Here is a 22,954-nt window from a genome sequence, read left to right as displayed (position 1 = left end):
GAGTATTGGACGTGTCTGGTTCGGCGACCCAGGATGGAGGCATGCCCGCCACCACCGAGGTCGTCATCGACGACATGTCCTCCGCCGCCGACGCCGCCGCGTTCCGCTCCCTGAACGAGCGCTGGATCACGACGTTCTTCACACTCGAGGACGAGGACCGTCGACTGCTCGGCGACCCCGTCCAGCACATCGTCGAGCCCGGCGGCGTCGTCCTCGTCGCCCGACTCGGCTCCGACGTGGTCGGCTGCGTCGGGCTCGCCCCGCACGGCGACGACGCGTTCGAACTCGTGAAGATGGCCGTCGACCCGGACCACCAGGGGCACGGCACCGGACGCCGACTCATCCGCGCCGCGGTCGACCGCGCCCGGGAGCTCGGCGCACGCCGGGTGCTCCTCGAGACGAACAGCGGACTCACGAGTGCCGTGCACCTGTACGAGACGACGGGGTTCCGTCACCTCCGGACCGACGAGCACCCGCCGAGCCCGTACGTCCGAGCGGACGTGGCGATGGCGCTCGACCTCTGACGCCGGGGAGGCAGGCCGGAGCGCGCACCTGTTGACGGGCCTCCCGGCCGGTCCGCGTACGGTCCTCGACATGCCCCGCGACCAGTACGAGTACAGCGACCCGACGACCCGGTACCCGAACACCAGCCCGGAACCGCAGCAGCAGCCGGAGCCCGGCCTGGAGTCGCGGATGGACCCGAAGCCGGACCACGGTGAGGACTCCTACCGTGGCACCGGGCGCCTCACCGGGCGTCGCGCGCTGATCACCGGCGCCGACTCCGGGATCGGCGCGGCCGTCGCGATCGCCTACGCACGCGAAGGCGCCGACGTCGCCCTCGCCTACCTGCCCGACGAGGAGGAGGACGCGCAGCGGATCGTCGCCCTGGTCGAGGCCGCCGGTCGCAAGGCCGTCACGATCCCGGGCGACCTCACCGCCCCGAACTACCCCGCCGCGCTCGTCGAGCGGGCCGTCGCCGAACTCGGCGGGCTCGACGCGATCGTCAGCTGCGCCGGCAAGCAGCACTGGCGCGCCGAGGTCACCGACATCCCGGACGACCAGCTCGTCGACACCTTCACCGTCAACGTGCTCTCGCTCTTCCGGCTCGTGCAGGCGGCGCTCCCCCACCTGGAGCCCGGCTCGACGATCATCACCACCGCGTCGATGGAGGCCTACCAGCCCGCCCCCGACCGGCTCGACTACGCGGCGTCGAAGGCGGCCGTCAACAACTTCTCGAAGGGGCTCGCGCAGCAGCTCATCCCGCGCGGCATCCGCGTGAACGTGGTCGCGCCCGGGCCGACCTGGTCGGTGCTCCAGGTGTCCGCCGGGGTCGACCCCGAGACGCTGCCGGACTTCGGGTCGAGCGAGTCGCCGATGGGTCGCCCCGGACAGCCCGCCGAGCTCGCTCCCGCGTACGTGTTCCTGGCCTCGCACGAGTCGAGCTTCGTCGCGGGCGAGACCCTCAACGTGAACGGCGGCATGGTCACGCCCTGACCACTCCGAGCCGGGGGCCACTCCGAACCGCGGGGCGCTCCGAGCCGCGGGGCGCTCCGAGCCGCGGGGCGCTCCGAGCCGCGGGCCGCTCCCACCCGCTGGCCGGCCGGGGGGCTCCGCCGTCCTGGCCGGTCCGCTGGTGCCGTTGCTACGCTTCGGGCATGGCGACGCACGAGGTCCAGGCCGTCCGTGAGCAGGGCATGTGGCAGGTGTTCATCGACGGGTTCCCCGTGACCGAGGTCCGCCGGTGGCCGTCCGTCGCGTTCGTGGCCCGCGAGTGGATCTCCCTGACCGACCAGGTCCCCTCCCGTGAGGTCGACCTGCACGTGACCGTCATCGGTCGCAACCACTTCGCGCCCGTCGCCTGAGCGCGGGTCACTCCGCGGCGGCCACCAGCTGCTGCGCTCGCTGGTACGAGACGTCGAGCAGCGGCCCGATCTCGCGCAGGGTGAGCCCGGCCTCGTGCAGTTCCCGGGCCGCTGCTGCCGTCTCGTTCGTGGCGGCTCGTCGTGCTCGGTCGGCCTCGGCCCGCAGCTCCACCGCACGGTCCAGGTGCGCACGGACCGAGTCCGGCAGCACGAACTCGACGTCGAGCGTGAAGCTGTCCGCGTCGCGGTCGTGCATGTTCGCCAACCAGTCGCGGGCCATCAACTCGACGTCGCGCTGCCGTCGCGCCTGCGTCCGCAACTCGTCGTCGATCCACACGAGCCAGGAACGTCCGTCGCGCTGAGCCCGGACTGTGTGCTTCGTGGTCATCGGTCGTCCTCCCCGTCGTCGCACGCACGGATGATCGCGCGCGCCAGCATCTCCCGGATCTCCCGGTGTCGCGGGACCTCGATGCGTGCGCTGCCGAACAGGAACACGTCGTGGCGCCCGCCGTGCCGGAGGAGCACGAACTCGACGCCCCGTCGCTGCGCTCGCTGGTGGAGGGCGCGGATGAGGTCCGCACGCTTCACGGTACGTGTCCAACTCGAGCTGGACAAGTTCGTCTAGCGGCATTGGACGCTCGTGGTGACCCGGCGGCCGGTTCCTGGTGGAGAAGCACAGCAGAACGATCCCCAGACGCAGCACCGCGCCGAGGTCGGGCACCGTCATCTGTGGACGGCCCACCCTCGTCGCCGATCTGGGGAGCAGAGGCGGGCGACCGCAGTCCCCGTCAGGCGACGTGCCAGACGACACCCTCCTGCGCGCTCGACGGGTACGCGGCAGCGATGCGGAACACCGCCTCGCGCAGGGTCTCCGGCGAGCAGGCCAGGTTGATCCGGGCGAACCCTCTGCCCTGCGCCCCGAACGGCAGGCCGGAGTTGAGCGCCACGAACGCGTGCTCCCGGAGCTGCACCGCCGGGTCGTCGCCGAGGCCGAGCCCCCGGAAGTCGAGCCAGGCCAGGTACCCGGCCCGCGGTCGCGCGTAGACGACGCCGGGCAGGTGCTCGGTGAGGAGCTTCGCCAGCAGCCGGTCGTTCGCGACGATGCGGTCGACGACGTCGTCGAGCCACCCGACGGCCAAGCTGAAGGCCGCGACGTTCGCGTGCAGCCCGAGGATGCTCGTCCGACAGGCGACCTCCTCCCACAGGGTGTCGAGGAGCTCGGTGGTGCGGGTGTCCCCGGCGACGATGACCGAGCACTTCACGCCGGCGAGGTTCCACCCCTTGCTCGCACTCGTCACGCAGACGCTCCGCGCTCCGAGCGGCTCGGCGATGCTCGCGAACGGCGTGAACTGCACGCCCGGGTGCGTCAGCGGAGCGTGGATCTCGTCACTGATGACGAGGACGTCGTACCGGGCGGCCAGCTCCGCGAGCGCGACGAGGTCCGCGCGGTCGTGGACGAGCCCGATCGGGTTGTGCGGGTTGCAGAGCAGGAACACCCGGACGCCGTCGGCGAACGCCCGCTCGAGGCCGTCGAGGTCGAGCCGGTACACGCCCCACCGTTCGAGCAGCGGCACCTCCTCGACCTGACATCGGGCCTCCTCGACGAGCTCGAAGAACGGCGGGTACACCGGCGGCGTGATGGCGACGCGACCGCCGTCGGGCAGCGCGAGCCGGAGCGTCTCGACGATGCCGACACTGACGTCCGTCGCCAGGTACACGCGAGCCGGGTCGACGTCCCAGCCCCAGCGGTCGCGGGCGAACGCGGCGAACGCGGGCGCGAGCGGTCCCGGCCCGTCCAGGTACCCGAGGTCCGACTGCTGCACCCGCTCGACGAGCGCCTGCCGGATCTCCGGCGCGACCTCGTGGTCCATCTCGGCGACGAACAGGGGCAGCACGTCGGGCGCGTACCGCGTCCACTTGATGCTCGTGCGGACCCCGCGGAGCGTGCCGACCGGGTCCTGTTCGTCGCTCGCCATGCCGTCCAGCATGCCCCGCCGGGAGGCCCGACACGAGTCCGGACGTCATCTCGCGTCGTCTGCGGCCCGCGCCGCAGGCGACCGTTCGCACTGGGCGACACCCTTCGGGCCGCCGCCCGCGAACGGTGTCGCCCAGCGTGAACAGCGCCTCCGCCGCACGCCTACTGTCAGTTCCATGACCACGAGCTCCGCCGAGAAGGCGACGACCCTCAAGTCCCTGCACGAAGCCCCGCAGATCCTCCGCGTCGTGAACGTCTGGGACGCGATCAGCGCGAAGACGGTCGCGGCCCTGCCCGAGACGCGCGCGATCGCCACCGCCGGGCACTCGATCGCCGCGTCGTACGGGTACCAGGACGGCGGCATGCCGCTCGACCTCGCCCTCGCCGGCGCGAAGACCGTCGTGGACGCGGTGGACCTGCCCGTCACCGCGGACCTCGACGACGGGTACGAGGACCCGGCCGAGACGATCCGCCGCGCGATCGGCCTGGGCATCGTCGGCGCGAACGTGGAGGACCGTCTCCGCCCGTTCGACGAGTCCGTCGCCCGTGTCGCCGCGATCATCAAGGCCGCCGAGCAGGAGGGTGTCGACTTCCAGCTGAACGCCCGCACCGACGCCATCGCCCGCGGCGGTGACCGCCCGATCGCGGAGAGCATCGCGGACGCCATCGCGCGCGGCAAGGCGTTCCTCGACGCGGGCGCCCCGCTCGTGTTCGTGCCGGGCGGGCACCAGCGCGAGGTCGTCGAACAGCTCGTCGAGGGCCTGGGCCGCGGCAAGCTCAGCGTCATCGGCCTGCCGGGCGCACTGCCCGCGTCCGAGTACGAAGCGCTCGGCGTCGCCCGCATCTCCTACGGCCCGCTCACGCAGCGCGTCGCCCTGCGGGCGCTCCGCGACCTCGCCGCGGACCTCTACCTCGGCGGCGTCGTACCGGAGGACACCCCGACGCTCAACTGACGGACGCGGCTGCGGAGCCGCGACGAGACGGACGGGAGGCCCGACCCCAGCTGGTCGGACCTCCCGTCCGTCAGTCGGTCGCGTCGGCGACCGGCGTGCTCACCCGAGCGCCGGGTACAGCGCCGGCGTCGTGCGGGCGTGCGTCGCCTGCTCGAACCCGTAGCCGAGGCCGATGACGGTGCCCTCGTCGTAGGAGCGGCCGAGGAACTCGAGGTTCACGCCCGCCCCGGTGATCGTGGCGTCCGCCGCGGTGGCCTGTCCCATCGGGACGGTCACGGCCGGCATGCCGGTGTTCGGGCTGAGGCGCATGTTCGTGCCCTGCGTGCCGTACGGGGTGCCCGACGGGTAGACGAGCGCGTCGAGGTCCTGCGCGTCCATCATCCCGGTGACGACCTGCTTGCCGGTCGCGATCTGCGTGGTGTGCGAGCCCTCCGGTCCCGCCCAGGCCTGGTACTGCGCCTCGGTGATCGCGTTGCGCTGCTGGTACGTGCCCTTCCGGCTCGGTACGTACTCCCCCGAGTCCAGGATGCCCTGCAGGGAGCGCGCGGTGACGTCCGGGTCGAGGTGCTTCGCGACGTACTGGTCCAGGTCGTGCTTGAACTCGTTCGTGCTGCCGCTGCCCTCGCTGAGGACCCGGTTGAACTCGGGCGTCGCGGTGATCGGCACGACGGTCGCACCCTGGGCCTCCAGGGTGGCCCGGGCCTCGGCGAAGAGCCGCGCGGTGGTGCGGTTCGTGCCGACCATCGACGTGACGTAGCCGATCCGCTTCCCCTGCAGCGCCGTCGGGTCGAGGAACTGCGTGTACGAGGTCGGGACCTTGCCCGCCTGGCCCTGCGTGACCGGGTCGGCCGCGTCGATGCCGGTGACGGCGTCGAGCGCCACGGCGGCGTCGGTGACCGAACGGGCGAGCGGGCCGCCGGTGTCCTGGGACAGCGCGAGCGGGATGATGCCGTCGCGGCTCGCGAGACCGACCGTCGGGCGGATGCCGACGAGCTGGTTGTAGGAGGACGGGACGCGGATCGAGCCGCCGGTGTCGGTGCCGAAGCCGATGCCCGCCAGGTTCGCCGCGATCGCCGCGCCCGTGCCGCCGCTGGACCCGCCGGCGGTCTGGCTGGTCACGTAGGGGCTGGCGACGAGGAGCGACGATCCCGCCGGCTGGTTCGAGGAGAACTCGGACACGAACCCGAAGGCGAACTCGTCGAGGCTCGCCTTGGCGAGGACGACCGCCCCGGCGTCGCGGAGGCCGGCGACCATGGCCGCGTCGGTCGTGGTCTGGTTGTCGTCCCAGCAGCCGCAGCCGCCGGTGGTCGGCATGTCCTTCGTGTCGTAGTTGTCCTTCAGCGCGATCGGGACGCCGAGGAGCATGCTCGTCATCCCGTGCGCGGCCCGCTCGGCGTCGGCGGCCTTCGCTGCCGTGAGTGCCGCGGCGTTCGTCGTGACGATCGAGTTGAGCGGCCGCCCGCCCGTCCCGGTGTCCGTGGTGGTCCGGTCGTACGCGGCGATGCGGTCGAGGTAGTCCTGGGTGATCTCGGCCGAGGTCGTGACCCCGGCGTTCATCGCGGCCTGCATGTCGAGTGTCGAGGCCTCGACGAGTCGGAAGGGACCGTCGTCGTAGATGATCCGCTGGGACAGGCCGGCGACGTCGGTCAGCGTGATCGTGCCGTCACTGTCCACGTCTGCGACCGAGACCGTCGACCAGTCCGGGTCGGTGGCGCTCGTGCCGAGGTGGTCGGACAGGACGGTGAGGTCGGTCTGCGTGACCTGGTCGTCACCGGTGAGGTCGAGCGCCGTGTAGTACGGCGCCAGCATGGCGGCGGGGCTCGCGTCGACGGCGGCCGGCGCAGCACTCGCGACGAGTGACGGGGTCGCGACGACGGCGGTGCCGACGAGGGCCAGGAGCGCCGCTCCGGCGACGGTGGTGCGACGACGGCGGGTCACGGGGGTTCCTCCGGGGGTTCGGGTCGAGGTGGCGTCGGTCGTCCGGGAGCGGTCGGTGGCGGTCATCGGGCGTCCTCCGTCCGGGCGGCACGGGAGGCACGGCGACGGGCGACGACGAGGCCCGCGCCGGCGAGCAGCAGCGCGACGCTGGCGGCGATCCAGGGTGCGAGGTCGGCACCGGTCCAGGCGAGAGCGCCGCCGGCGGGTGCGGGTGAGGTGTCGGTCACCGGGTCCACGGACCCGCCGGTCCCCGTGCCGGTGCCGGGTCCGCCGGCGCCGCCGGTGCCGCCCGGTGCGGTGGTCGGAGCCGCCGTCGGTGTGCTGGGAGGGCCGGGCGTCGGCGTCGGGCTCGCCGTCGGGACCGCTGCGATCGTCACGGTCGTCGAGGCCGGGTCGGTCAGGGTGGTGGTGCTGCCGTCGGTGGCGACCAGGGTGACGCTCGTGACGGCGAGGTCGACCGTGGCGGGGCTCGTCGCGGTCAGCTCGACCGACGCCGCGAGGTCACCCGACAGCGCGGGCGAGGTGCCGAGGCGGGTGTGCAGGAGCGTGACGGTGTCGCCGTCCTGCTCGACCGAGTCGAACCCGCCGTCCGGACCGGTCGCGCTGCCGTCGACGACCTCGACGGCGTCGGCGTCCGCCGCGATGTCGATCTCGTACGCGAAGACGTCGGACGTGGCCGGCAGGGTCAGGGCGACGTCGACGGTGTCGCCGACCGTCACCGTGGCCGGTGCGGTGATCGTGGCCGTGGTCGCGACCGGGGCCGCGGCGGCCGGTGTCGCCGCGAGGACGGCGAGGCCGACACCTCCCGCGGTGATGACGGCCGTGCGGAGTGTGGTGGTCAGGCGGGTGGTCGTGCGGGAGCGGAGCCGAGTGCGGTGCTGCATCCGTGCGGGTCCTTCGTCGGGGTTCGGGCTGAGCGCTTGCTCAGTGCTCGAACCGTAACGACGGGGTGTTTCGCGCTCGGGCCCCGTCGGTTTCCCACGTGTTACGCCTTCGGAGCGGGCTGTCGCTGCCACTGGCATGCGGTCATGCGGCACGGAGACCGGACACGACGGCGAGCGCTGGGCGGGCCTCCTGGCCGGCGGGGCCCGGGAACCGACCGCGCGACTGGACAGACGGACGTCTACGGAGTAGTGTCCTCATTTGGTGCATTGCAGCGAACCCATCTGACTCGCGCACACCGACCGTCTCGAACCGATCCCCCTGGATCGCATTCCAGCGAGACCACCGCTCCCCGACCGGCGAGCATGCACGTCGAATGTCGACGTGCGCGTCCGCGCTCCTGCGGCCGACGAGACCACGGAGTCCGTCCGGCCCCGCGCGACGCCGAACGACTGAAGAAAGACAGCACCATGACCACGAACGAACACACCATCATCACCGGGACCGCCATCGCGGCGCCCACCGTCTCCCCCGACCGCATCGCCGAGTTCCCCGTGCGTGAGGACCGCTCGCAGCGTGAGTACCTCGTGCGCATGCCCGCCGACGACCTCGGGTTGTTCCTGACGCCCGGCGTCCGCGTCGCCGTCGACGGCGAAGCGGGCTGGGTCGTCCCGGGCCGCTCCTGGCGCGGCGAGGCCAGCCGCACCATCCTGCAGGCGCGCGCCGTGCGTGCGCCTGAGCTGGCACTGGCCGCCTGAGCCGTACGGTAGGGTCCGCCCGACGCCACTCGACACGAGACGCCGTCCCTCCGGGGGCGGCGTTCCGTCGTTCCTGCCCTGCTGGTCGCGGCGCCCGTGGGCGGCAGGCGGCAACTCGCCGTCGCGCTGGCTCCGACGGCCGCAACGGGAGTACCGCTACGACGTTCGCTGGGAGGACGGACACGTGGAGTCCGGGGTCGACCTCGTCGCCCTGTACCGGCGTGCGCCTGCTGACCACGAAGTGGTCGAGCGGGTGATGGAGGAGCATTGCCCCGAGTCGGGTACCGGCCCGTGGGTCCGCTACCCGGCGGCCGAGCTGCTCTGAAGCGCTGACGTGGCGCCGTCGGCGACGTCCCATGGGTCGCTGGTGTCCACTCCCCGCGCCTGGCGACTCATCCTGTGCCGCTCCCGGAACCCCGGTGCCTACCGTGGGGACCAGGGAGGGCACATCGTGAAGTACATCCACTACGACGGCGCAGACGTCCTCACCGGGGACCTCATCGCGGATGCCGTCGCCGACTACGCAGCCATCCTCGGCGCGAACACCAGGACGGACACGATCGCGGTGCCCTGCGTCGGGGACGACGGGACGCTCGAACGGACCAGGATGCTGGTGGGTCCGTCCAGCGAACTGTTGCTGCGCGAGGCGCCGGACGACCTCCTGGAGCCGGAGGACCCGGCGTTCATCCGGCGGCTCCGGGACGCAGCGGCGCGGTGCGGCGACATGCTCCCGGTGAACGCGGACGGGCGGACGCTGTTCGTTGGCGCCGCCGACGACGCTTGACGTCGCACCACGGACGAGCACCGGTCCGGCTGGGCATCACGCCGTCGAGGGGTCAGGGCCGGCAGCGCCGCCCAGGACTTCCTCGTCCGTGGCCGTGCCGCCGAACGGGTACTGCACCCAGTGCTCCCGGTCGCCCGACTCGAACAGCTCGACGGCTCGGGACCGGCAGTGCTGCTCGTCGTTCCGGGAACCGCCGGGGGCGATGCCGAGCGCGTCGCGCAGTCCTGCAGTGTCCACCACGAACGAGGTCCCTGCGCCGCTCGACACCTCCCACGTGGTGACGCCGGCGGTGAACAGGAACCGGCGTTGCGGTCGTCCTGCGACGCGGAAGTACCGCGTCTCCGGTGGGCCCGGCTCGGGAGCGCGCGACGAGGTCGGCGACGTCATCGCAGGTCCCAACTCGGCTGGGGGTCCTGGGAGTACCCGGAGTACCCGGCCACCCGGCTCTGCTCCATGTCGTAGTACGCGCTCGGTCCGAGTGGATCGACCCCTGCTGGGCGCAGCGCTTCGTCCGGAGCGCCGATGTCGACCATGTCCTTGCCCTGCATCTTCTGGTAGTCCACCCATTTCTCGTTCGCCCAGAGGTGCACCCGCTCGTGGACCGACGTGGGGAGGTGCGCCTCTGTCCAGTCGTAGACCCGGGACGGCAGCGCCTCGTACGAGGAGTACCCGTGCGCAGCTCCGTAGGGATGGACGCGGTACTCCATGCTGCGCCCCATGACCGCCGTGTCGGCGGAGGCGTTCCGCGTCACCGCACCCATGATGCCCTCGCTGACCTTCTGGCCCACGGCTCCACCGGCGCCACCGGTGACGGTCCCCGCGAGCGCACCCTGGCCCGTGGCGGAGAGCGCTCCGGTGACCGAGTGCGGGCCCGGCCCCGTGTAGTAGCCGTACGCTCCCTGGACGCCGCCACCGATCCCGCCGGAGCTGGCACCCGCGACGACCGACGCCTTCATCCCGGTCAGTCCCGCCCGGGCTGCGATGCCCGCACCGCCGAACCCGCCGAGGGCGCCGCTGAGCGCGACCTCGCCCCAGTCGACCTCGCCCGTCGTGGCCTTCTGGATGATCGTGTCGGCTCCGGCGCTGATCAGCATCATCCCCGCCGGGCCGCCCACACCGGTCGCCATGAGCACGCCGCCGGCGACGACCATGGCACCCCCGGCGAAGTACTCCCAGTTGTCGGCGAAGAAGTCACCGGCGGCAGCGAACGCGCCGCGCGATGCCGAGCTGTCGTACGCCTTCAGTTCTGCGTCGGTGAGCGGGCGGAGTCCGGTCGGGTCGACGGCCCCGAGCGGGTCGTTGCCCGCGTACGCGTAGGGGTTGCCGTCCCACCCGGCGCCGATGACCGGGGGCAGCGGATCAGCGGACAGGAAGCCCCGGGCGGTCGGGTCGTACACGCGCGCACCGAGCCACTCGAGGCCCGCGACGACGAGCCCACCCGTCGCCGTGACCCCGATGTCGTCCGGGAACCCGGACGCGGCGGTCGACGAGCCGACGGTCCCGGTGACCGCCCAGGGATCGCCGACGTCCGTCGCCCGTGCTCCACGCCACTGGTCGGTGGTCCAGGTCGTCCCGACCGCGGTGAGCCCTGCGGGCAGCCCGAGCACCCGCTCGCCTCCCACCGCCACGAGGGTCGGTACGGCGGCGGCCGTGTCCCACCAGACCGACGCGTCGTCGACCTCCGCGAGTTCGCCGAGTGCGTCGACCCACAGGCGGTGTTCCGTCGCGGGGTGGTCGCTCGTGCCGGGGACGGGACGGTGCACGAGCTCGGCCAGACGACCGATCGTGCCCCAGCCGTACTCGGTCCTCGCCCCGTCCGGGTCGGTGACGGCCACGCGCCGCCCGAGGGCGTCGTGCAGGTACTCGCTGCGCGACCCGTCGGGGTGCTCCGTCGAACGGATCTGCCCCGCTGCGTCGTACTCGTGTGTCGTCGTGCCGTCGGGGCCGGACTCCGCGACGAGGCGTCCGCCGAGGTCGTACTCCCACGTCGACCGGCCCGCGTCCGTCTCCACCGCGACGAGTTGCCCCGCGGCGTCGTACTCGACCGTGGTCACACGGGCCGGGCCGTCGTCCGGGCCCTGCCGGGTGACCCGGGAGACCCTCCCGTGGTCGTCACGCTCGACGAGGGTCGCACCGCTCCCGCCCGTGTGCCGGGTCATGAACCCGTCGTGGAAGGCCCAGCTCTGCACGTGCCCACCGGCACGCGCGGCGATGCACCGACCGCTCGCGTCGCGGTCGAACTCGACACGGCCGAGTCCCGGGTGCTCGACGGCGACCGCCCGTCCGGCTGCGTCACGCGTCCACGTCGTCCGCACGCCGTTCGTGTCGGTCGACGCGATGCGCTCGCCGTCCGGTCCGTACTCCCAGGTCATGCCCCAGCCGTCCCGGGTCCGGGAGGTGAGCAGACCACGACCGTCGAAGCGCAGTTCGTGGTCGACGACCCTGCCGTCGTCGCGCGTGTGGTCGTGCACGACGACCCGACGCCGGGCGGCGTCGTGCTCGACGACCGACACCAGCCGACCGTCGACCGAGGTGCTGACCGGCCGCCCGGACGCGTCGTGCGTCCACGTGGTGGTGCGGCCGTCCGCATCCGTCCGCGAGATCGGTCGACCTGCCGCGTCGTACCGGAGGACCGTTCGGCGCGTGAGGGGGTCGGTGATGCCGGAGACCTGGCCGAGGTCGTCGTACTGGTACTCGGTGACGGCGCCGGTGGGCCCCGTGACCCGGGTGACCCGCCCGAGGTCGTCGTGGTCGTACGAGGTGACGCCACCGACCCCGTTCACCGTGCGGACGAGCTGCCCGACGGCGTCGTAGGTGAAGCGACGCGTACCGAAGGCGGGGCCCCGGGTCGCGACAAGCCGCCCGACCCGGTCGTACTCGAACCGCGTGGTCCCGACCCCGGGCACCCGCTGCACCGTGAGGCGTCCGACCGCGTCGTACTCGAAGTGCTCGGACTCGCCCGTCGGGAACGTCCTGGCGACGAGACGCTGATCGGCGTCCCAGACGAGTTCCGTGACCCCGCCGACCGGGTCGGTGGTCCGCCACGGGCGACCGCACGCGTCGTACTCGTACACCGTGGTCGCGCCGGAGGCCGCCACGACGGCGACGACCCGGCCGGCCTGATCGCGTTCGAGCGTCGTCAAGCCGCCCTCGCCGTCGACGAGTTCGACCGCGTTGCCCGCCGCGTCGTAGGTGACGAGTTCGGCCGAGCCGTCCTCGGCCTCGACCCGCACCGGTCGGCCGTACTCGTCGAAGCGGACCGTGGTGCGGGCGAAGGCGTCGGCGATCGTGACGGTGCCGGTGTCGCGCTCCGTCGTCGCCGAGGCCCGGAGCCCGGTCGGGTCGATGCTCGCCGTCAGGTTCCCGGCCACGTCGTACTCGCGCGACCAGGTGCCGCCAGCGGGGTCCATGACGCTCGTGAGCCGCGAGAGCGCATCGTGCGCGAACGCCCACCTCCCGCCACCCGGGAGCACGACCGCGGCCACTTTGCCCAGGTCGTCGAACTCGCGCTCGACGGTCCTGCCGAGCGCATCGGTGGTGCGGACGAGCTCGCCGTTCGCTCCGTACTCGAACCGGGTCCGCGCGCCCGTCGGGTCCACGACCGCCGTGGGCCGTCCCGCAGGGTCGTGCTCGAACCGCCACTCCGCACCGTCCGCGTCGGTCCGCTGCACGAGCAGCCCCGCTCCGTCGTACCGGTACTCGGTGCGCGCACCCGACGGACTGACGGCAGCGGTCGGACGTCCCGCGGCGTCGCGCTCGGTCCGGGACGTCTCCCCCGAGGCGTTCCGGATCGCGACGAGGTCACCGGCCCGGTCGTACGCGAAGTGCAGCGGCACGCCGGTCGGGTCGACGACCCTGAGCAGCCGACCGCGATCCCACTCCAGTTCGGTGCGCCCACCGAGGGCGTCGTGGATGACCGACGGGTTCCGCGACACGTCATCGGGGTACTCGTAGCTGATGACCGATCCCGACGCGGTGACGAAGGTGGTCACCCGGTCCTGCGCGTCGTACCCCCAGGTCAGGTCCGCACCCTCGGCGGTGACCGTGCGCGTCCGCCGACCGCGCTCGTCGTGGGCGTGGACCGTGACGGACCCGTCTCGACGCGTGGACGAGACCAGGTTGCCCGAAGCGTCGTACGTCATCGACTGCCGCTGGTCGGCGGAGTCGAGCATCCCGACCAGGCGTCCCTTCGCGTCCGCGATCCACGAGTTCGACCGGGTGCCGTCCTCGTCCGACACAGCGGTCACGCGACCGGGGAGGTAGGCGAACCTCGTGCGCCGCCCGTACTGGGACACCTGCAGGACGACACGTCCTTGCTCGTCGTAGGTGTTCTCGGCCTCGACCACGCCGGCGGCCGAGACGACAGCGGCGATGAGGCCGTCCTCGTTCCACCGGTACGTCCGTGTCCCGAGTGCACCGGTCACGCGGCCGAGGTACCCGTTCTCGTACCCGTACTCCATCCGGCGTCCGTCCGACGCACGGACCACGGCCACGCGTCCGTCGACGTACTCCACCTCGAGGTTCCGGCCGAACTCGTGCTCGAGGCGGATGACGGCACCCGAACCGTCACGGCTCACCGTGGTGGTCTCGCCGTGCCCACGTCCGGACGCGAGCCAGCGACCGGTCGGGTCGAACGCCCACCACCCGCCCTGGTTGTCGCGCACGACGAGACGGGCCCCGTCGGGACCCTCGCCCGGCTCCCGGTGCAGCCAGGAGTTCTCGCCGACAGCACGACCGAAGCCGTCACCGTCGCGCGGGTAGTCGACTGCTCGCCCGTCGTCCCGGACCCAGCGGGCACCGGTGTCGGACAGCAGGAGCGCCTGGTCGAGGACCGATGCCCATCCCGGTCCGAACACCCCCGGCGTCCCGAGCGCGGACGGCATCGAGTTGTACATGCGCGTCAAGGCCAGGCCGGATGCCCCGACGAAGGCCAGGTCCGTCTCCGGCTCGAGGAAGTTGCCGGTCGACGTGTTCACCGGGTCGTTCGCGTACCCGCTGGTCGGCATCGCACCCGCCGCGGTCGGCGGGTCGATCTGGAGGCTCGAACGGCTCGCCGAGACGCCGGCCGCCTGCAGTGCCGCGCCGAGCGCTGCGTCGCTCAGGGTCGAGACCGCCCCGGCGCCGCCGGCGGCCTCGAAGGCGGCGGCGATCGTGTCGGCCCAGGAGGCGTCCTCGGCGTTCGCGCTGAGGTACCGGCGGTAGGCGCCCACCACTCCGGCCGCATCGATGTGGCCCCATGAACAGTCGCTCGCGAAGTCGGCGAGCGCCGCCTCGATGCCGCCCGGGGCCGCCGCGAGGGCGTCGTCGAGCCCGCGGGATCCGGTTGCGAAGGACCGCAGGTCCTCCGGCCGCGCAGAGGAAGTACCACCTCCGCCTCCGCCTCCACCGCCACCGGGAGCCGGGGTCTGGCGGGAGCCGGTCGAGGCCTGGGCAGCAGGGAAGGTCGGGGCCGGTCCGGGATCGACGTTCGGGCGCTCGTCCTCACCGAACCAGAAGTCGTGGAACTGGTCGCCGAAGTCCTTGTTGTTGTGCCGGTGGACCCACTCGTTGTTCTCCTTGCGGCGGGCGTCCTCCTCGTGACCGGCCGCGATCATCTTGCCGACGTACCCGGCGACCGTGCGGAGGGCACTGGCGAGGTTCGACGCGTCCTGCGACGCCGTGGTGGCGTTCGTGGCGAACAACTCCGAGAAGTGGCCCTCGAAGTCGTGCTTCGCCGTCGAGACGTACGAGGCCCGGGATCCAGCCTGCCCTTCGAGCCGAGCCGCTTCTGCCAGGAGCTTCGACTGCAGTGCCGACGCGGTGGAGTACGTGAACTTCCCACCGTTGGACGAATCCGACTGCGGGAGCAGTGGCACCTCGACGAATTCGGTCATGACCGGCACTCCCCCGTGTTGCTTCCCCGGGCCGGGTTGCCGACCCGCCGCGCATCGCGCACGACGGCTCCACCGTACCCACCGGTGGCGACGAGCACCACGGGTGCGGGCAGGACACCGGGCCTCAGTTGTTGAAGCGGAACTTCCGCGTTCGGAACGGTAGCCCACGGCTACCGACGACTGCCGCAGAAGTACGGGGATCGGGCACGAGTCGAGCAACGACTGCCAACGGTAGATGACGACTGTCCTGACGAACGTCTGACGAACGACACTGGCCGCATGGACGAACTCTCCACCGCGCTCCGCGCCATCATCCGTGAGGAGGTCGCACGCCAACTCGCCGAGCTTGGTCTCGCTGAGGCTTCGGCGGCCGCGGGTGCACCGGCGCCTCCACATCTGCTCACCCTCGCCGAGGCGGCGGACTACCTCGGCGTGAAGACGAAGACGCTGTACGAGTGGCGTCGGCTCCGGAAGGGGCCACCGGCCACCCTTGTCGGGCGTCTCGTGAAGTACCGTGCCGTGGACCTCGACGCCTGGCTGGCAGAGTCTCGGGCATGAACGAGTGGATGACCGCCCGCGAGGCCGCCGACTACGCACGCTGCCACTGGCGCACCATCACGGACGCCTGCAGGTCCGGGAATCTGCGCGGCTACCAGCGCGCGAGGAACGCGACGTGGCGGGTGCTGCGGGACGACGTCGACGAGTGGCTCGGCGTCAAGCCGCCCGTACGCCGAGGGCACCTGCGGGCCGTTTAGAGCGCGTCGAGATCCCACTGGACGTGCTCGAGTCGCGTGAACCACCCGATCGCAGCGTTCAACGGAACAGGGAGCTCGCGTCCTTCGAGGTGTGCGCGGTAGACGATGTCCTGCTGCGGCACGGACTTCGTCTGCATCCGATCTCCGATCCAGTCACCGAGCAGAGCCTCGAGCGGGCCGTATATGGACGGCCCCCAGTCGATCGGGAAGGTGAGAGGCCAGCTGAACCCCGCCTGCCGCACAGCGATCACAGCACCGTGGGTGATCCCGTTGCGGACCAGGCGGATCCCGGGGAGCACCCGCCCTTGTTCGTCAGCGTCGCGCACGGCGTCGTAGTCGGCGCCGTAGGTGCGCATGAGCTGCTCGTCCAGAGCTGCTGCCCAGAACGCCGCGGTACCGAGGGCGACGTACTCGTTCCCGGGGCCGCCCTCGACTGCCTGGGTCGCTTCCTCGAGCCCGCGGAGTGCGAGGCCGCGCACCGGGGTCCACAGCGGCAGCGTCATGCGGTCGTCGTCCGACTGCCGCCCGTGGTGAGGGCGCGCGGCGTCCCGCCGGTGTGCGTCACCCGCACCGCCTCCCACGTCCTGTCGTCGAGCTCCTCAGGGTGCTCGACGCCGAGCGCGTTCAGGTGCTCACGAGCAGCGAGGATCCGCAACGCGTTCTCGTCGCCGTCGGCCGCGGCGCGCATCACGAGCTCCACGACGAGCCCCGCGCCCGCGTCGTCGACGGGACGCATCATCGCGGCCGCCTCGGCGAACATCGCCCGCTCGAGCTCAGCGCGGCGCCGGCGGTCCCGGTAGTCCTGCTCCCGGGCACGCTTGGTGGCCGTCTGCGGAGTGTTCCAGCGGTGAGCGCGACCCATGCACACATCCTCCGGCTTGAGGGCGCCTCCACAGAGTTACTCACAAGAATCGCTCGGTCGTGTCGGCCACACGGGGCAAGATGACCCTGTGCTGCACGCCTTCATCGACGAGTCCTACATCAAGGGCTTTGTCTACCTCACGACCGCCGTCGTCGTCGACGACCACCAGCTCACCGAGCTGAACCGCCGTCTTGACCACGTCATGTGGCGCACGCACAAAGCACACGGCATCGATCCGGGCACCGAGCTCCACGCACAGCAGCTGTTCCAGCGCAGCGGCGAATGGACCTGCTTCCGAGACATGCCGGCCGCCGCCCACGCGACCTTCCGGAACGCGCTGAAGAACATCACCAGTTGCGGCGCGCGCGTGTTCATCCGCGGAGTTCGCGAGGACCGGCTGATCCGTCGATACGTCACCCCGCACCCGCCCCACTCCATCGCGTTGCAGCATCTACTCGAGAGGATCAACGACTACGCGGCCATCCTCGGCGAGCGCGTCAGTGTCACCGCAGATGAGGTGCAGGACAGTGCCCACCACGACGCACGCGCGGCGACCTGGGCAACTGTCGGCACTCCCGGATTCAGACCGTCGACCTTGCCCATGATCGATCTGCCGATTCAGTGGCGCGGGTCACACCTCGAGCGCGGATTGCAGGCAGCCGACCTCGCAGGCTTCATCTACCTCCGAAAGCGGTTCCACATGACGACCGACGCCCGGCTGATCCAGGCGATTCAGCAGTCGCGTGACGCGATCTTCCCGGCGATCGAGCACGAGAGCGTCTGGAACCCCTGAAAGCACTGAAGGCCCCGCGTCAGCGGGGCCCCAGGCGGACGACATTCCCAAGGGCCTGTCGTGATGCTGACGGTAACACATACCGGCGTCATCGGGTTCCGGCGCCGACTTCGTGTCAGCTGTCGGCGGTGCAGTCCTCGAGCACGTCCGCGTCGGGTACTGCTCCCTCGAACGCCAAGATGGCCCGCTCGCTGTCGATCATGGGCACATCGTCCTCCGCCCACCGACAGCCATCTGAGGGCTGTACGGAGCGCCGGACGCCAGCCATGATGAGCGCATGACCCCGGTCCGGCTCGTCACTCCCGCGATGCTCGTCGGCGCAGCGAGCACCCTCATCGCTGGCTGCTCGCAGAGCTCCGACTTCGTCGCCTTCGAGAACGCCTGCAAGGACAAGGCCGGCCCTGCCGTCGTTGGCGAGTGGCAGAAGACCCACGACGCAGCGCCCTGGGAGGTCACGAAGATCGTGAGCACGACGGCGAAGGAAGGCTCGGAGAGCAGCTCGGAGTCAAAGGTGGTCTACGTGAGCGGGACCGCCTCAGTGTCGGTCGACGAGAGCGGCGCCGACACCCGGGAAGTCTCCTGGTCGTGCTTCAGCCAGCGACCCGAAGGCGACACCAACGTAACCGCGGGGATCCGCAGCGTCTCGATCAACTGATGTCGGCGGCCGGCGGCACCATCGCCGCGAGGCCGCCACATCCGCGCTCTAGTCGTCGCTCGGGCCTGGGGTGGGAGGGTCCTGGGGCACCTCACGGGACGGTGAGAACTGCGGAGCGGAGGGTCGACTCCACCGATGCCCGTCCTTCGGGAAGAGGTAACCGGCCACCACGACCACGACGCCGATCACTTCGACGACGGTCGCAGAAAGCCATCCGAGCATGACCTCGCCGGGAACTTTCCAGTCGCGGCCGAGCCATGCGTAGAGGAAAAACACGACGTCTGCGACAAGCAGTTGGCCGAACATTGCCCCAAGTGCACCACGGGCGACCATCGCCTTGAGTTGGACGTCGAGGTGGTGGTCCGCAAGGACGACTTCCTCGAGGCTGGTGGGCGTTTTCCTGCGCGCCCAGGGCCATCGCCAGAACTTCCGCCTTGAGTGCTGGCGGTGGCGCTCCGATCCGAGGTCCGGCGAGGAGTACAACCGTCGCCAAGAAGTCCGATCCTCGCGAGCTTCAGCGAGGATGCGCTCAATCTCAGCACGCCCGCGGTCGATCGTTCTCTGCCGAGCGTCTTCGTCATCGGCCTGAGAGCTTGCCGCGGGCGCGTCTGATTCCGACGTCATCAGGAGCGGCGATACCCAAGGTTCTCGAGGTGGAACTGCATCGACTGCAGCGACACCCCGAAGAACCGAGCCATCTGAACGTCGGAGTTGCGGGCATCGACAAGCACCTTCACGGCGGACCGCGGCATGAGCAAATGGGCACCGAAGGTGTTGGCGAAGATCTCCTCGGGCTTCGTGCCTTCCTGTGCTCGTCCGTCACGGCGATCGATGTATCCGACAAACTCGTCCTGGTCGCGCCGTTGGGCGAAATGCCCGAGTTCGTGCGCAGTGGTGAACCTACGCCGCACTGGTGGGTCGTCGACGTCGACGAAGATCTCCGCTTCCTGCCCCGGGTCCTTCCTGAGCAGACCGCTCACGTTGCCGGGCAGCTGTGCCTCGAAGACGAAGATTCCCATTCGCTCTGCAATGACGACCGGATCCACCGGGAACCGATCGGAGTCCCACGCCTCCTCGAGGATGTTCGCGGCGGCTCGTTCGGCTTCGCTCTTGATCGACATGTGCCCTCCTCTCGCGTGTGAAAACACGATCGCGTTCGTGCGTGTTCCCTGCCCGCGGCCGACGATACCAGCGGCTTACGCGCGTTCGACGTTCGCTGCGCGCGCGTTGTGATCGCCGACGCCTGTGGAGATGTCGGCCGCTTCGGGCACCATCGCCGCATGGCCGAGCACCAGTGGGCACCACCCGAGCACCCCGACGTCACCCTGCACCAGCCCATCGGCTTCAACCCCGAGCTCGTCGGCGAACTGACCACCATCGACCCGCCGCAGCCGGTATGGGCCGACATCGCGTTCGAGCAGATCCCCGACACCCTGCACCTGAAGTGCTTCGCGATCGCGTCGTCAGAGGTCGCCGTGCTCGTGCAGACCGCATGGCAGGGCCGGCTGCAAGAGGTCCTCGTCGACCGCGACTACGTCCTGAAGCGCGCGCTCGACCCCCGCACCCGCTGATGGCCCGTCGGCGCCGCGACCGCTGGGCCCTCGGTCCCGCACTCTCCCTCCCGGAAGCGGCGTACGGCGGCCCCGTGTTCGACCTGCCGACCCCGGACCCGGTCCTCGTATGGCTGCAGTTTCCCGACCGTGCGCTCGAGGTCGAGGCCGACGTCATCGCCTGGACCGACCGGGCCTTCCTCGTCGAGTGGGGGTTTGGTCAAGCCGCGGACTGTGCCTGGGTGTGGCGAGACGCGATGCGACCTCGCGGTCCGGCAGACACGAACAACAGCAGCATGCCGCTCTAGAGCTCTCAAGGGCGACCGGCATGATTAGTCGGACCCGTTCGTCGAGCTGCGGAGGTCGCGGGGCACGAGCTCTCCGACGTCGAGCGCCAGGGCGTCGACGGGATCAACCAGTGATTGACTCAGACGCCGCTCTCGCGCCACCACATCTGCGTGCCCTGGTTCAGCAGCACCGAGATGGTGTCCTTCACGCCCTGCTTGATGCGCAGGATCCCCGTCCCGCCGAGGCGAGCGATCTCGTAGATCTGGCCCTGCACGTTAAGCCACTCGTCGCGGTTGTCGAAGTCGAACTTTAGGGGGCTCTCGCCCTGGCTGATGTAGAGGATCACTCGCATGCGATGACGGTACCGAACGGGGCAGTCTGTGGCTAGGGCGGCAGACCCGGCGCCGCACGTCCGCATGGGCGTGTACAAGCGTGACGGCCACCGCGGACGCGATCACGAAGCTCGTCAGCGTCGAGTTCCCGCACCGGCAGGCGGTCGGGATGGGCTGCAGCACGCAGCGGCCGCGGTTCGACCAGGGACTAGCCGTTAGGAGCGCCGATGCCTTATCTGGGTCCGACCGCAATGCCATGACAGCCTGGTCTCAGGTGGCGGTCGCGCCCCCGTTCGTGGGGTGCACGACACGTCCACACGGTCCGTAGGCTCGGCCCTTCGGCACCAACTTAGGGGGAACCAATGACTCAGCAATCGTCCATGCGATCCAACGGCTCGAACGAGACGAGCGCCTGATGGCCGACGCGATCTTCAAGTCCGCCGTCAACTACGGCTCGCAGACGATCGAGCTGCGCGACGACACGGACACGGACACGGTTGAGGGGGCAATTGTCACCGCTCTCGAGAACGGGGGCGGCTGGGTCTCGCTACCAACGACGACAGGGTCCCGCACGATCCTCGTCACAGTCGGCGTGCCAATCGACGTTCGAACCTGGACCTACACGTCCTCCAACGATGAGATGTTCGTCCTGTGAGCGCGCCGGAGCGGGTAGCGGACGAGCTCAATCGCGTACTGACGGCGCACTCCTATGGCTGGCCCGACGAGAAGCGTTGGTCCGGACGGGCCCACGTCCCTCAGCGGCTCCTCAGCGGTCTTGCGCTCGCGATCGGTGACGGATCGTTCCTGTACGCCGAAGCACGATTCCTTGACGAGACGACCCACGTCGTCGTGCTGACCTCCGAGCACGTGCACAAGGCCTATGCGAAAGACGATGCGACGATCGGGACGGAAAGCTGGTCGCGCTCGTCGCTTTCGAAAGCGGACTTGCAAGCGGCCCCCAACGTCTTCGTACCGGGCTCTGCAGATCACACCGCGACAGCCTTGACCCTGACATTCCGGACCGGGGAGAGCGTCATCCTCGGCGGTGACGGGCAGAGTCTCGCAGCTACTCGCGATCTACTCGAGCTTTACCCCGCCCTGCTGGGCAACCTGTCATGACCTGCAGCGGCCGTTGCCGCTGAATGACGAAAGACCCCCTTGAGTTCCCGAAGGAACCCGAGGGGGTCTTGGCGTGTGTGTCAGATGACCTCGAACAGAGCGTGCACGACGCCCGCGGCCATGTCGTCAGCGCCAGCGTCGCCCGGATGGATGGGGTCGGCGTAGAGGCCCAGCCCGTTCGCTGTCGCGTAGCTGCCTCCCCACCGGTCTCCGAAGTCGATCAGGCACACGTCCTGCTCGTCGGCGATGTCGTAGTACGCCGCCCGGTACTCGTCCCAGCTCGGGTTGACGTACGTTCCATCGCCGAGACGCTCGATGCTCGGCTTCGGGTTCCACAGGAGCACCGCATCCCCACCCGGTGCTGTTCCTGATCCCGCGACGCTGGTGCCCTTCGCGCGTTGCCGAGCGATCAGCGTTCGGAGGGCGTCCTTGACGAAGGCGATCGGGCGCTGCGCCTGCCAGTCGTTGATGCCGAGCGCGATGACGAGTAGGTCAGCACGCATCGTGTCGAGCCAGGGCCGGCCGTAGAGGCCGTACGCGTCGTCGTTCTTCGTCGGGCCGGCACCGAACGAGTCGAGGCTCTGCCCGCTGATCGACATGCTCCCGACTCGCCAGCGTCCGGTCGACACGTGCGACTCGATCGCGACGAGGAACGCGTCGCCGCCGCTGGCGGGCGGGGTGACCCTGATCGTGTGACGGCCGACAGCACCCGCGGGGACGTCGACGACGTGGTGCGCCTGGCTGTTCTGCGCGAAGTAGCCGGAGCGGCGTGGAAGGGTCGGCGCGCCCTGGTAACCGGACAGCGTCGAAACGGTTCCGACCTTCACCCCGTCGATCGAGACCGTGATGAGGCCGCCAGCGCCGCCGCCGGGGAGGAAGTACAGGGTGAAGCTGTCCGCGACGTCCGTGAACTCGATGTACTCCGCCGTAGCCGCATGAGCGCGGTACGTCGACTTCTGGAACGGCCCGAAGGCGGCGTTCGACACAGCGCCGTTGAACGTCCACCGGGGGTCCCAGGCGTTGTTCGTCGGGACGCTGTTGTTCGCCAGCGTGAAGCCGCCTCCGGTCGGCCCGTACTGCGTTGCGAGGATCGACCGGACGCGCCCCGGGTAGGAGTTGACCGGCTTCGGGTTGGACGCTCCCGTCGTGGCCGCTCCGAACGGGATCGAGTCGCCCAGCCAGGCGATGTGCCCCTGACCGCCGCCTGCGAGCACCCGTGTGCGGATCTGCCGCCACCGCAGCGCTGCGAGCGACGAGGGGACGTAGACGCCGTCGTGGCGCCGCTCGGTCTTCGACACGAACAGATCAGTGCCGGCGTCCGCGATCGCGCCGACCAGCGCCGTCTTCGTCTTGCTCTCACCCGTCGTGCCGATGTAGGCCGCGACCGCATCATCTGCGGGTAGCTCTTCAGCCCCGGGGAGACCCTGCGGGCCCCGCACGTTGCCGACGTCGTACGTGAACCCGTCATCGCGGTCGAACCGCAGGTGGTCGTCCTGGCCGATGCGGGCGTTCTCGATCGAGTGCCCGGTGAAGCCACGCGGGCCCCGGATGTCGACCTTCTTCTTCCAGTCCATG

At 70.6% G+C, this 22,954-nt stretch carries 28 protein-coding genes; 15 read left to right on the top strand and 13 right to left on the bottom strand.

What is annotated here, in order from left to right:
• The first annotated feature begins 41 nt into the window (after positions 1-41).
• The 3 genes from DEJ34_RS04015 (at position 42) to DEJ34_RS04005 (ending at position 1,862) form a co-directional block, all read left to right on the top strand.
• Entirely contained in the window at positions 42-524 is a 483-nt protein-coding gene (locus tag DEJ34_RS04015) for a GNAT family N-acetyltransferase (RefSeq protein WP_110912031.1), read from the top strand.
• A gap of 70 nt (positions 525-594) precedes the next feature.
• Positions 595-1,494, top strand: coding sequence for an SDR family oxidoreductase (locus DEJ34_RS04010; RefSeq protein ID WP_110823656.1), 900 nt, complete (start codon positions 595-597; stop codon positions 1,492-1,494).
• Positions 1,495-1,655: 161 nt separating this feature from the next.
• Positions 1,656-1,862 (top strand): hypothetical protein, encoded by a 207-nt coding sequence (locus DEJ34_RS04005; RefSeq protein WP_110823655.1) that lies wholly within the window; start codon positions 1,656-1,658, stop codon positions 1,860-1,862.
• A gap of 7 nt (positions 1,863-1,869) precedes the next feature.
• Here DEJ34_RS04005 and DEJ34_RS04000 read toward each other — a convergent pair whose 3' ends face one another.
• The 3 genes from DEJ34_RS04000 to DEJ34_RS03990 form a co-directional block, all read right to left on the bottom strand.
• Positions 1,870-2,250 (bottom strand): hypothetical protein, encoded by a 381-nt coding sequence (locus DEJ34_RS04000; RefSeq protein WP_110823654.1) that lies wholly within the window; start codon positions 2,248-2,250, stop codon positions 1,870-1,872.
• On the bottom strand, positions 2,247-2,450 hold the full coding sequence (locus DEJ34_RS03995) for a type II toxin-antitoxin system HicA family toxin (RefSeq protein ID WP_110823653.1): 204 nt from the start codon (positions 2,448-2,450) through the stop codon (positions 2,247-2,249). Before DEJ34_RS03995 ends, DEJ34_RS04000 begins: the two co-directional genes overlap by 4 nt.
• Before the next feature lie 200 nt (positions 2,451-2,650).
• Positions 2,651-3,838 (bottom strand): MalY/PatB family protein, encoded by a 1,188-nt coding sequence (locus DEJ34_RS03990; protein WP_258368431.1) that lies wholly within the window; start codon positions 3,836-3,838, stop codon positions 2,651-2,653.
• 175 nt (positions 3,839-4,013) lie between these two features.
• Between DEJ34_RS03990 and DEJ34_RS03985 the strand changes: the two genes are divergently transcribed.
• A complete protein-coding gene (locus tag DEJ34_RS03985; protein ID WP_110912030.1) occupies positions 4,014-4,790 on the top strand; it encodes an isocitrate lyase/PEP mutase family protein in 777 nt (258 codons plus the stop codon).
• A 99-nt stretch (positions 4,791-4,889) separates the two neighbouring features.
• Here the strand turns inward: DEJ34_RS03985 and DEJ34_RS03980 are convergent, their stop codons facing one another.
• Entirely contained in the window at positions 4,890-6,794 is a 1,905-nt protein-coding gene (locus DEJ34_RS03980) for an amidase family protein (RefSeq protein WP_110912029.1), read from the bottom strand.
• Positions 6,791-7,612 (bottom strand): LAVTG motif-containing sortase-dependent surface protein, encoded by an 822-nt coding sequence (locus DEJ34_RS03975; RefSeq protein ID WP_110901979.1) that lies wholly within the window; start codon positions 7,610-7,612, stop codon positions 6,791-6,793. The genes DEJ34_RS03980 and DEJ34_RS03975 overlap by 4 nt, the downstream gene beginning before the upstream one ends.
• A 468-nt stretch (positions 7,613-8,080) precedes the next feature.
• Between DEJ34_RS03975 and DEJ34_RS03970 the strand changes: the two genes are divergently transcribed.
• The 3 genes from DEJ34_RS03970 to DEJ34_RS03960 all read left to right on the top strand — a co-directional run bounded on the left by DEJ34_RS03970 (position 8,081) and on the right by DEJ34_RS03960 (position 9,152).
• Positions 8,081-8,368 (top strand): hypothetical protein, encoded by a 288-nt coding sequence (locus tag DEJ34_RS03970; RefSeq protein WP_110912028.1) that lies wholly within the window; start codon positions 8,081-8,083, stop codon positions 8,366-8,368.
• Positions 8,369-8,552: 184 nt separating this feature from the next.
• The gene (locus DEJ34_RS03965) at positions 8,553-8,693 is read left to right on the top strand and encodes a hypothetical protein (protein ID WP_181422302.1); all 141 of its coding nucleotides are present in this window, start codon (positions 8,553-8,555) and stop codon (positions 8,691-8,693) included.
• 42 nt (positions 8,694-8,735) lie between these two features.
• A complete protein-coding gene (locus DEJ34_RS03960; protein ID WP_146236964.1) occupies positions 8,736-9,152 on the top strand; it encodes a hypothetical protein in 417 nt (138 codons plus the stop codon).
• 36 nt (positions 9,153-9,188) lie between these two features.
• Here the strand turns inward: DEJ34_RS03960 and DEJ34_RS03955 are convergent, their stop codons facing one another.
• Both DEJ34_RS03955 and DEJ34_RS03950 read right to left on the bottom strand, forming a co-directional pair.
• Positions 9,189-9,539, bottom strand: a complete 351-nt coding sequence (locus tag DEJ34_RS03955) for a hypothetical protein (RefSeq protein WP_284180702.1) — start codon at positions 9,537-9,539, stop codon at positions 9,189-9,191.
• Positions 9,536-15,025: a DUF6531 domain-containing protein gene (locus DEJ34_RS03950; protein ID WP_181422298.1), complete on the bottom strand. Its 5,490-nt coding sequence runs from the start codon at positions 15,023-15,025 to the stop codon at positions 9,536-9,538. Before DEJ34_RS03950 ends, DEJ34_RS03955 begins: the two co-directional genes overlap by 4 nt.
• A gap of 279 nt (positions 15,026-15,304) precedes the next feature.
• Here DEJ34_RS03950 and DEJ34_RS03945 point away from each other — a divergent pair, with 279 nt between their 5' ends.
• Together DEJ34_RS03945 and DEJ34_RS03940 are read left to right on the top strand one after the other, a co-directional pair.
• Positions 15,305-15,583 carry a helix-turn-helix domain-containing protein gene (locus DEJ34_RS03945; RefSeq protein WP_110912026.1) on the top strand — a complete coding sequence of 93 codons (279 nt, stop codon included), beginning with the start codon at positions 15,305-15,307 and terminating at the stop codon, positions 15,581-15,583.
• Positions 15,580-15,780 carry a helix-turn-helix domain-containing protein gene (locus DEJ34_RS03940; protein WP_110911997.1) on the top strand — a complete coding sequence of 67 codons (201 nt, stop codon included), beginning with the start codon at positions 15,580-15,582 and terminating at the stop codon, positions 15,778-15,780. The genes DEJ34_RS03945 and DEJ34_RS03940 overlap by 4 nt, the downstream gene beginning before the upstream one ends.
• Here the strand turns inward: DEJ34_RS03940 and DEJ34_RS03935 are convergent.
• Together DEJ34_RS03935 and DEJ34_RS03930 are read right to left on the bottom strand one after the other, a co-directional pair.
• Positions 15,777-16,283 (bottom strand): hypothetical protein, encoded by a 507-nt coding sequence (locus tag DEJ34_RS03935; RefSeq protein ID WP_110911998.1) that lies wholly within the window; start codon positions 16,281-16,283, stop codon positions 15,777-15,779. The two genes, DEJ34_RS03940 and DEJ34_RS03935, sit on opposite strands and share 4 nt — an antisense overlap.
• Complete coding sequence (locus DEJ34_RS03930; RefSeq protein WP_110911999.1) at positions 16,280-16,642, bottom strand: hypothetical protein; 363 nt, start codon at positions 16,640-16,642, stop codon at positions 16,280-16,282. Before DEJ34_RS03930 ends, DEJ34_RS03935 begins: the two co-directional genes overlap by 4 nt.
• Before the next feature lie 88 nt (positions 16,643-16,730).
• On the opposite strand from DEJ34_RS03930, the gene DEJ34_RS03925 reads away from it, so the two are divergent.
• Complete coding sequence (locus DEJ34_RS03925) at positions 16,731-17,435, top strand: DUF3800 domain-containing protein (RefSeq protein WP_181422299.1); 705 nt, start codon at positions 16,731-16,733, stop codon at positions 17,433-17,435.
• A gap of 277 nt (positions 17,436-17,712) precedes the next feature.
• Positions 17,713-18,090, top strand: coding sequence for a hypothetical protein (locus DEJ34_RS03920; RefSeq protein WP_110912001.1), 378 nt, complete (start codon positions 17,713-17,715; stop codon positions 18,088-18,090).
• A 48-nt stretch (positions 18,091-18,138) separates the two neighbouring features.
• On the opposite strand, the gene DEJ34_RS03915 is transcribed toward DEJ34_RS03920, so the two are convergent.
• Together DEJ34_RS03915 and DEJ34_RS03910 are read right to left on the bottom strand one after the other, a co-directional pair.
• Positions 18,139-18,714 carry a hypothetical protein gene (locus DEJ34_RS03915; protein WP_110912002.1) on the bottom strand — a complete coding sequence of 192 codons (576 nt, stop codon included), beginning with the start codon at positions 18,712-18,714 and terminating at the stop codon, positions 18,139-18,141.
• A complete protein-coding gene (locus DEJ34_RS03910; RefSeq protein WP_110912003.1) occupies positions 18,714-19,211 on the bottom strand; it encodes an ImmA/IrrE family metallo-endopeptidase in 498 nt (165 codons plus the stop codon). Before DEJ34_RS03910 ends, DEJ34_RS03915 begins: the two co-directional genes overlap by 1 nt.
• Before the next feature lie 159 nt (positions 19,212-19,370).
• Here DEJ34_RS03910 and DEJ34_RS03905 point away from each other — a divergent pair, with 159 nt between their 5' ends.
• Complete coding sequence (locus tag DEJ34_RS03905; protein ID WP_110912004.1) at positions 19,371-19,661, top strand: hypothetical protein; 291 nt, start codon at positions 19,371-19,373, stop codon at positions 19,659-19,661.
• Between the two features lie 74 nt (positions 19,662-19,735).
• Positions 19,736-19,948 carry a hypothetical protein gene (locus DEJ34_RS03900; protein ID WP_146236958.1) on the top strand — a complete coding sequence of 71 codons (213 nt, stop codon included), beginning with the start codon at positions 19,736-19,738 and terminating at the stop codon, positions 19,946-19,948.
• Between the two features lie 119 nt (positions 19,949-20,067).
• On the opposite strand, the gene DEJ34_RS03895 is transcribed toward DEJ34_RS03900, so the two are convergent.
• Positions 20,068-20,280, bottom strand: a complete 213-nt coding sequence (locus DEJ34_RS03895; protein WP_110912006.1) for a hypothetical protein — start codon at positions 20,278-20,280, stop codon at positions 20,068-20,070.
• Positions 20,281-20,675: 395 nt separating this feature from the next.
• Between DEJ34_RS03895 and DEJ34_RS03890 the strand changes: the two genes are divergently transcribed.
• Together DEJ34_RS03890 and DEJ34_RS03885 are read left to right on the top strand one after the other, a co-directional pair.
• Positions 20,676-20,915 carry a hypothetical protein gene (locus DEJ34_RS03890; RefSeq protein WP_110912007.1) on the top strand — a complete coding sequence of 80 codons (240 nt, stop codon included), beginning with the start codon at positions 20,676-20,678 and terminating at the stop codon, positions 20,913-20,915.
• Positions 20,912-21,379 carry a hypothetical protein gene (locus DEJ34_RS03885; RefSeq protein WP_110912008.1) on the top strand — a complete coding sequence of 156 codons (468 nt, stop codon included), beginning with the start codon at positions 20,912-20,914 and terminating at the stop codon, positions 21,377-21,379. Before DEJ34_RS03890 ends, DEJ34_RS03885 begins: the two co-directional genes overlap by 4 nt.
• Positions 21,380-21,459: 80 nt before the next feature.
• Here the strand turns inward: DEJ34_RS03885 and DEJ34_RS03880 are convergent, their stop codons facing one another.
• Entirely contained in the window at positions 21,460-22,953 is a 1,494-nt protein-coding gene (locus DEJ34_RS03880; protein WP_110912009.1) for an SGNH/GDSL hydrolase family protein, read from the bottom strand.
• Between the last annotated feature and the right edge of the window lies 1 nt (position 22,954).

Origin of the sequence: Curtobacterium sp. MCPF17_050, assembly GCF_003224435.2 — a bacterium.
GTDB lineage: Bacteria > Actinomycetota > Actinomycetes > Actinomycetales > Microbacteriaceae > Curtobacterium.
This window is presented reverse-complemented; position numbering and strand designations above follow the sequence as displayed.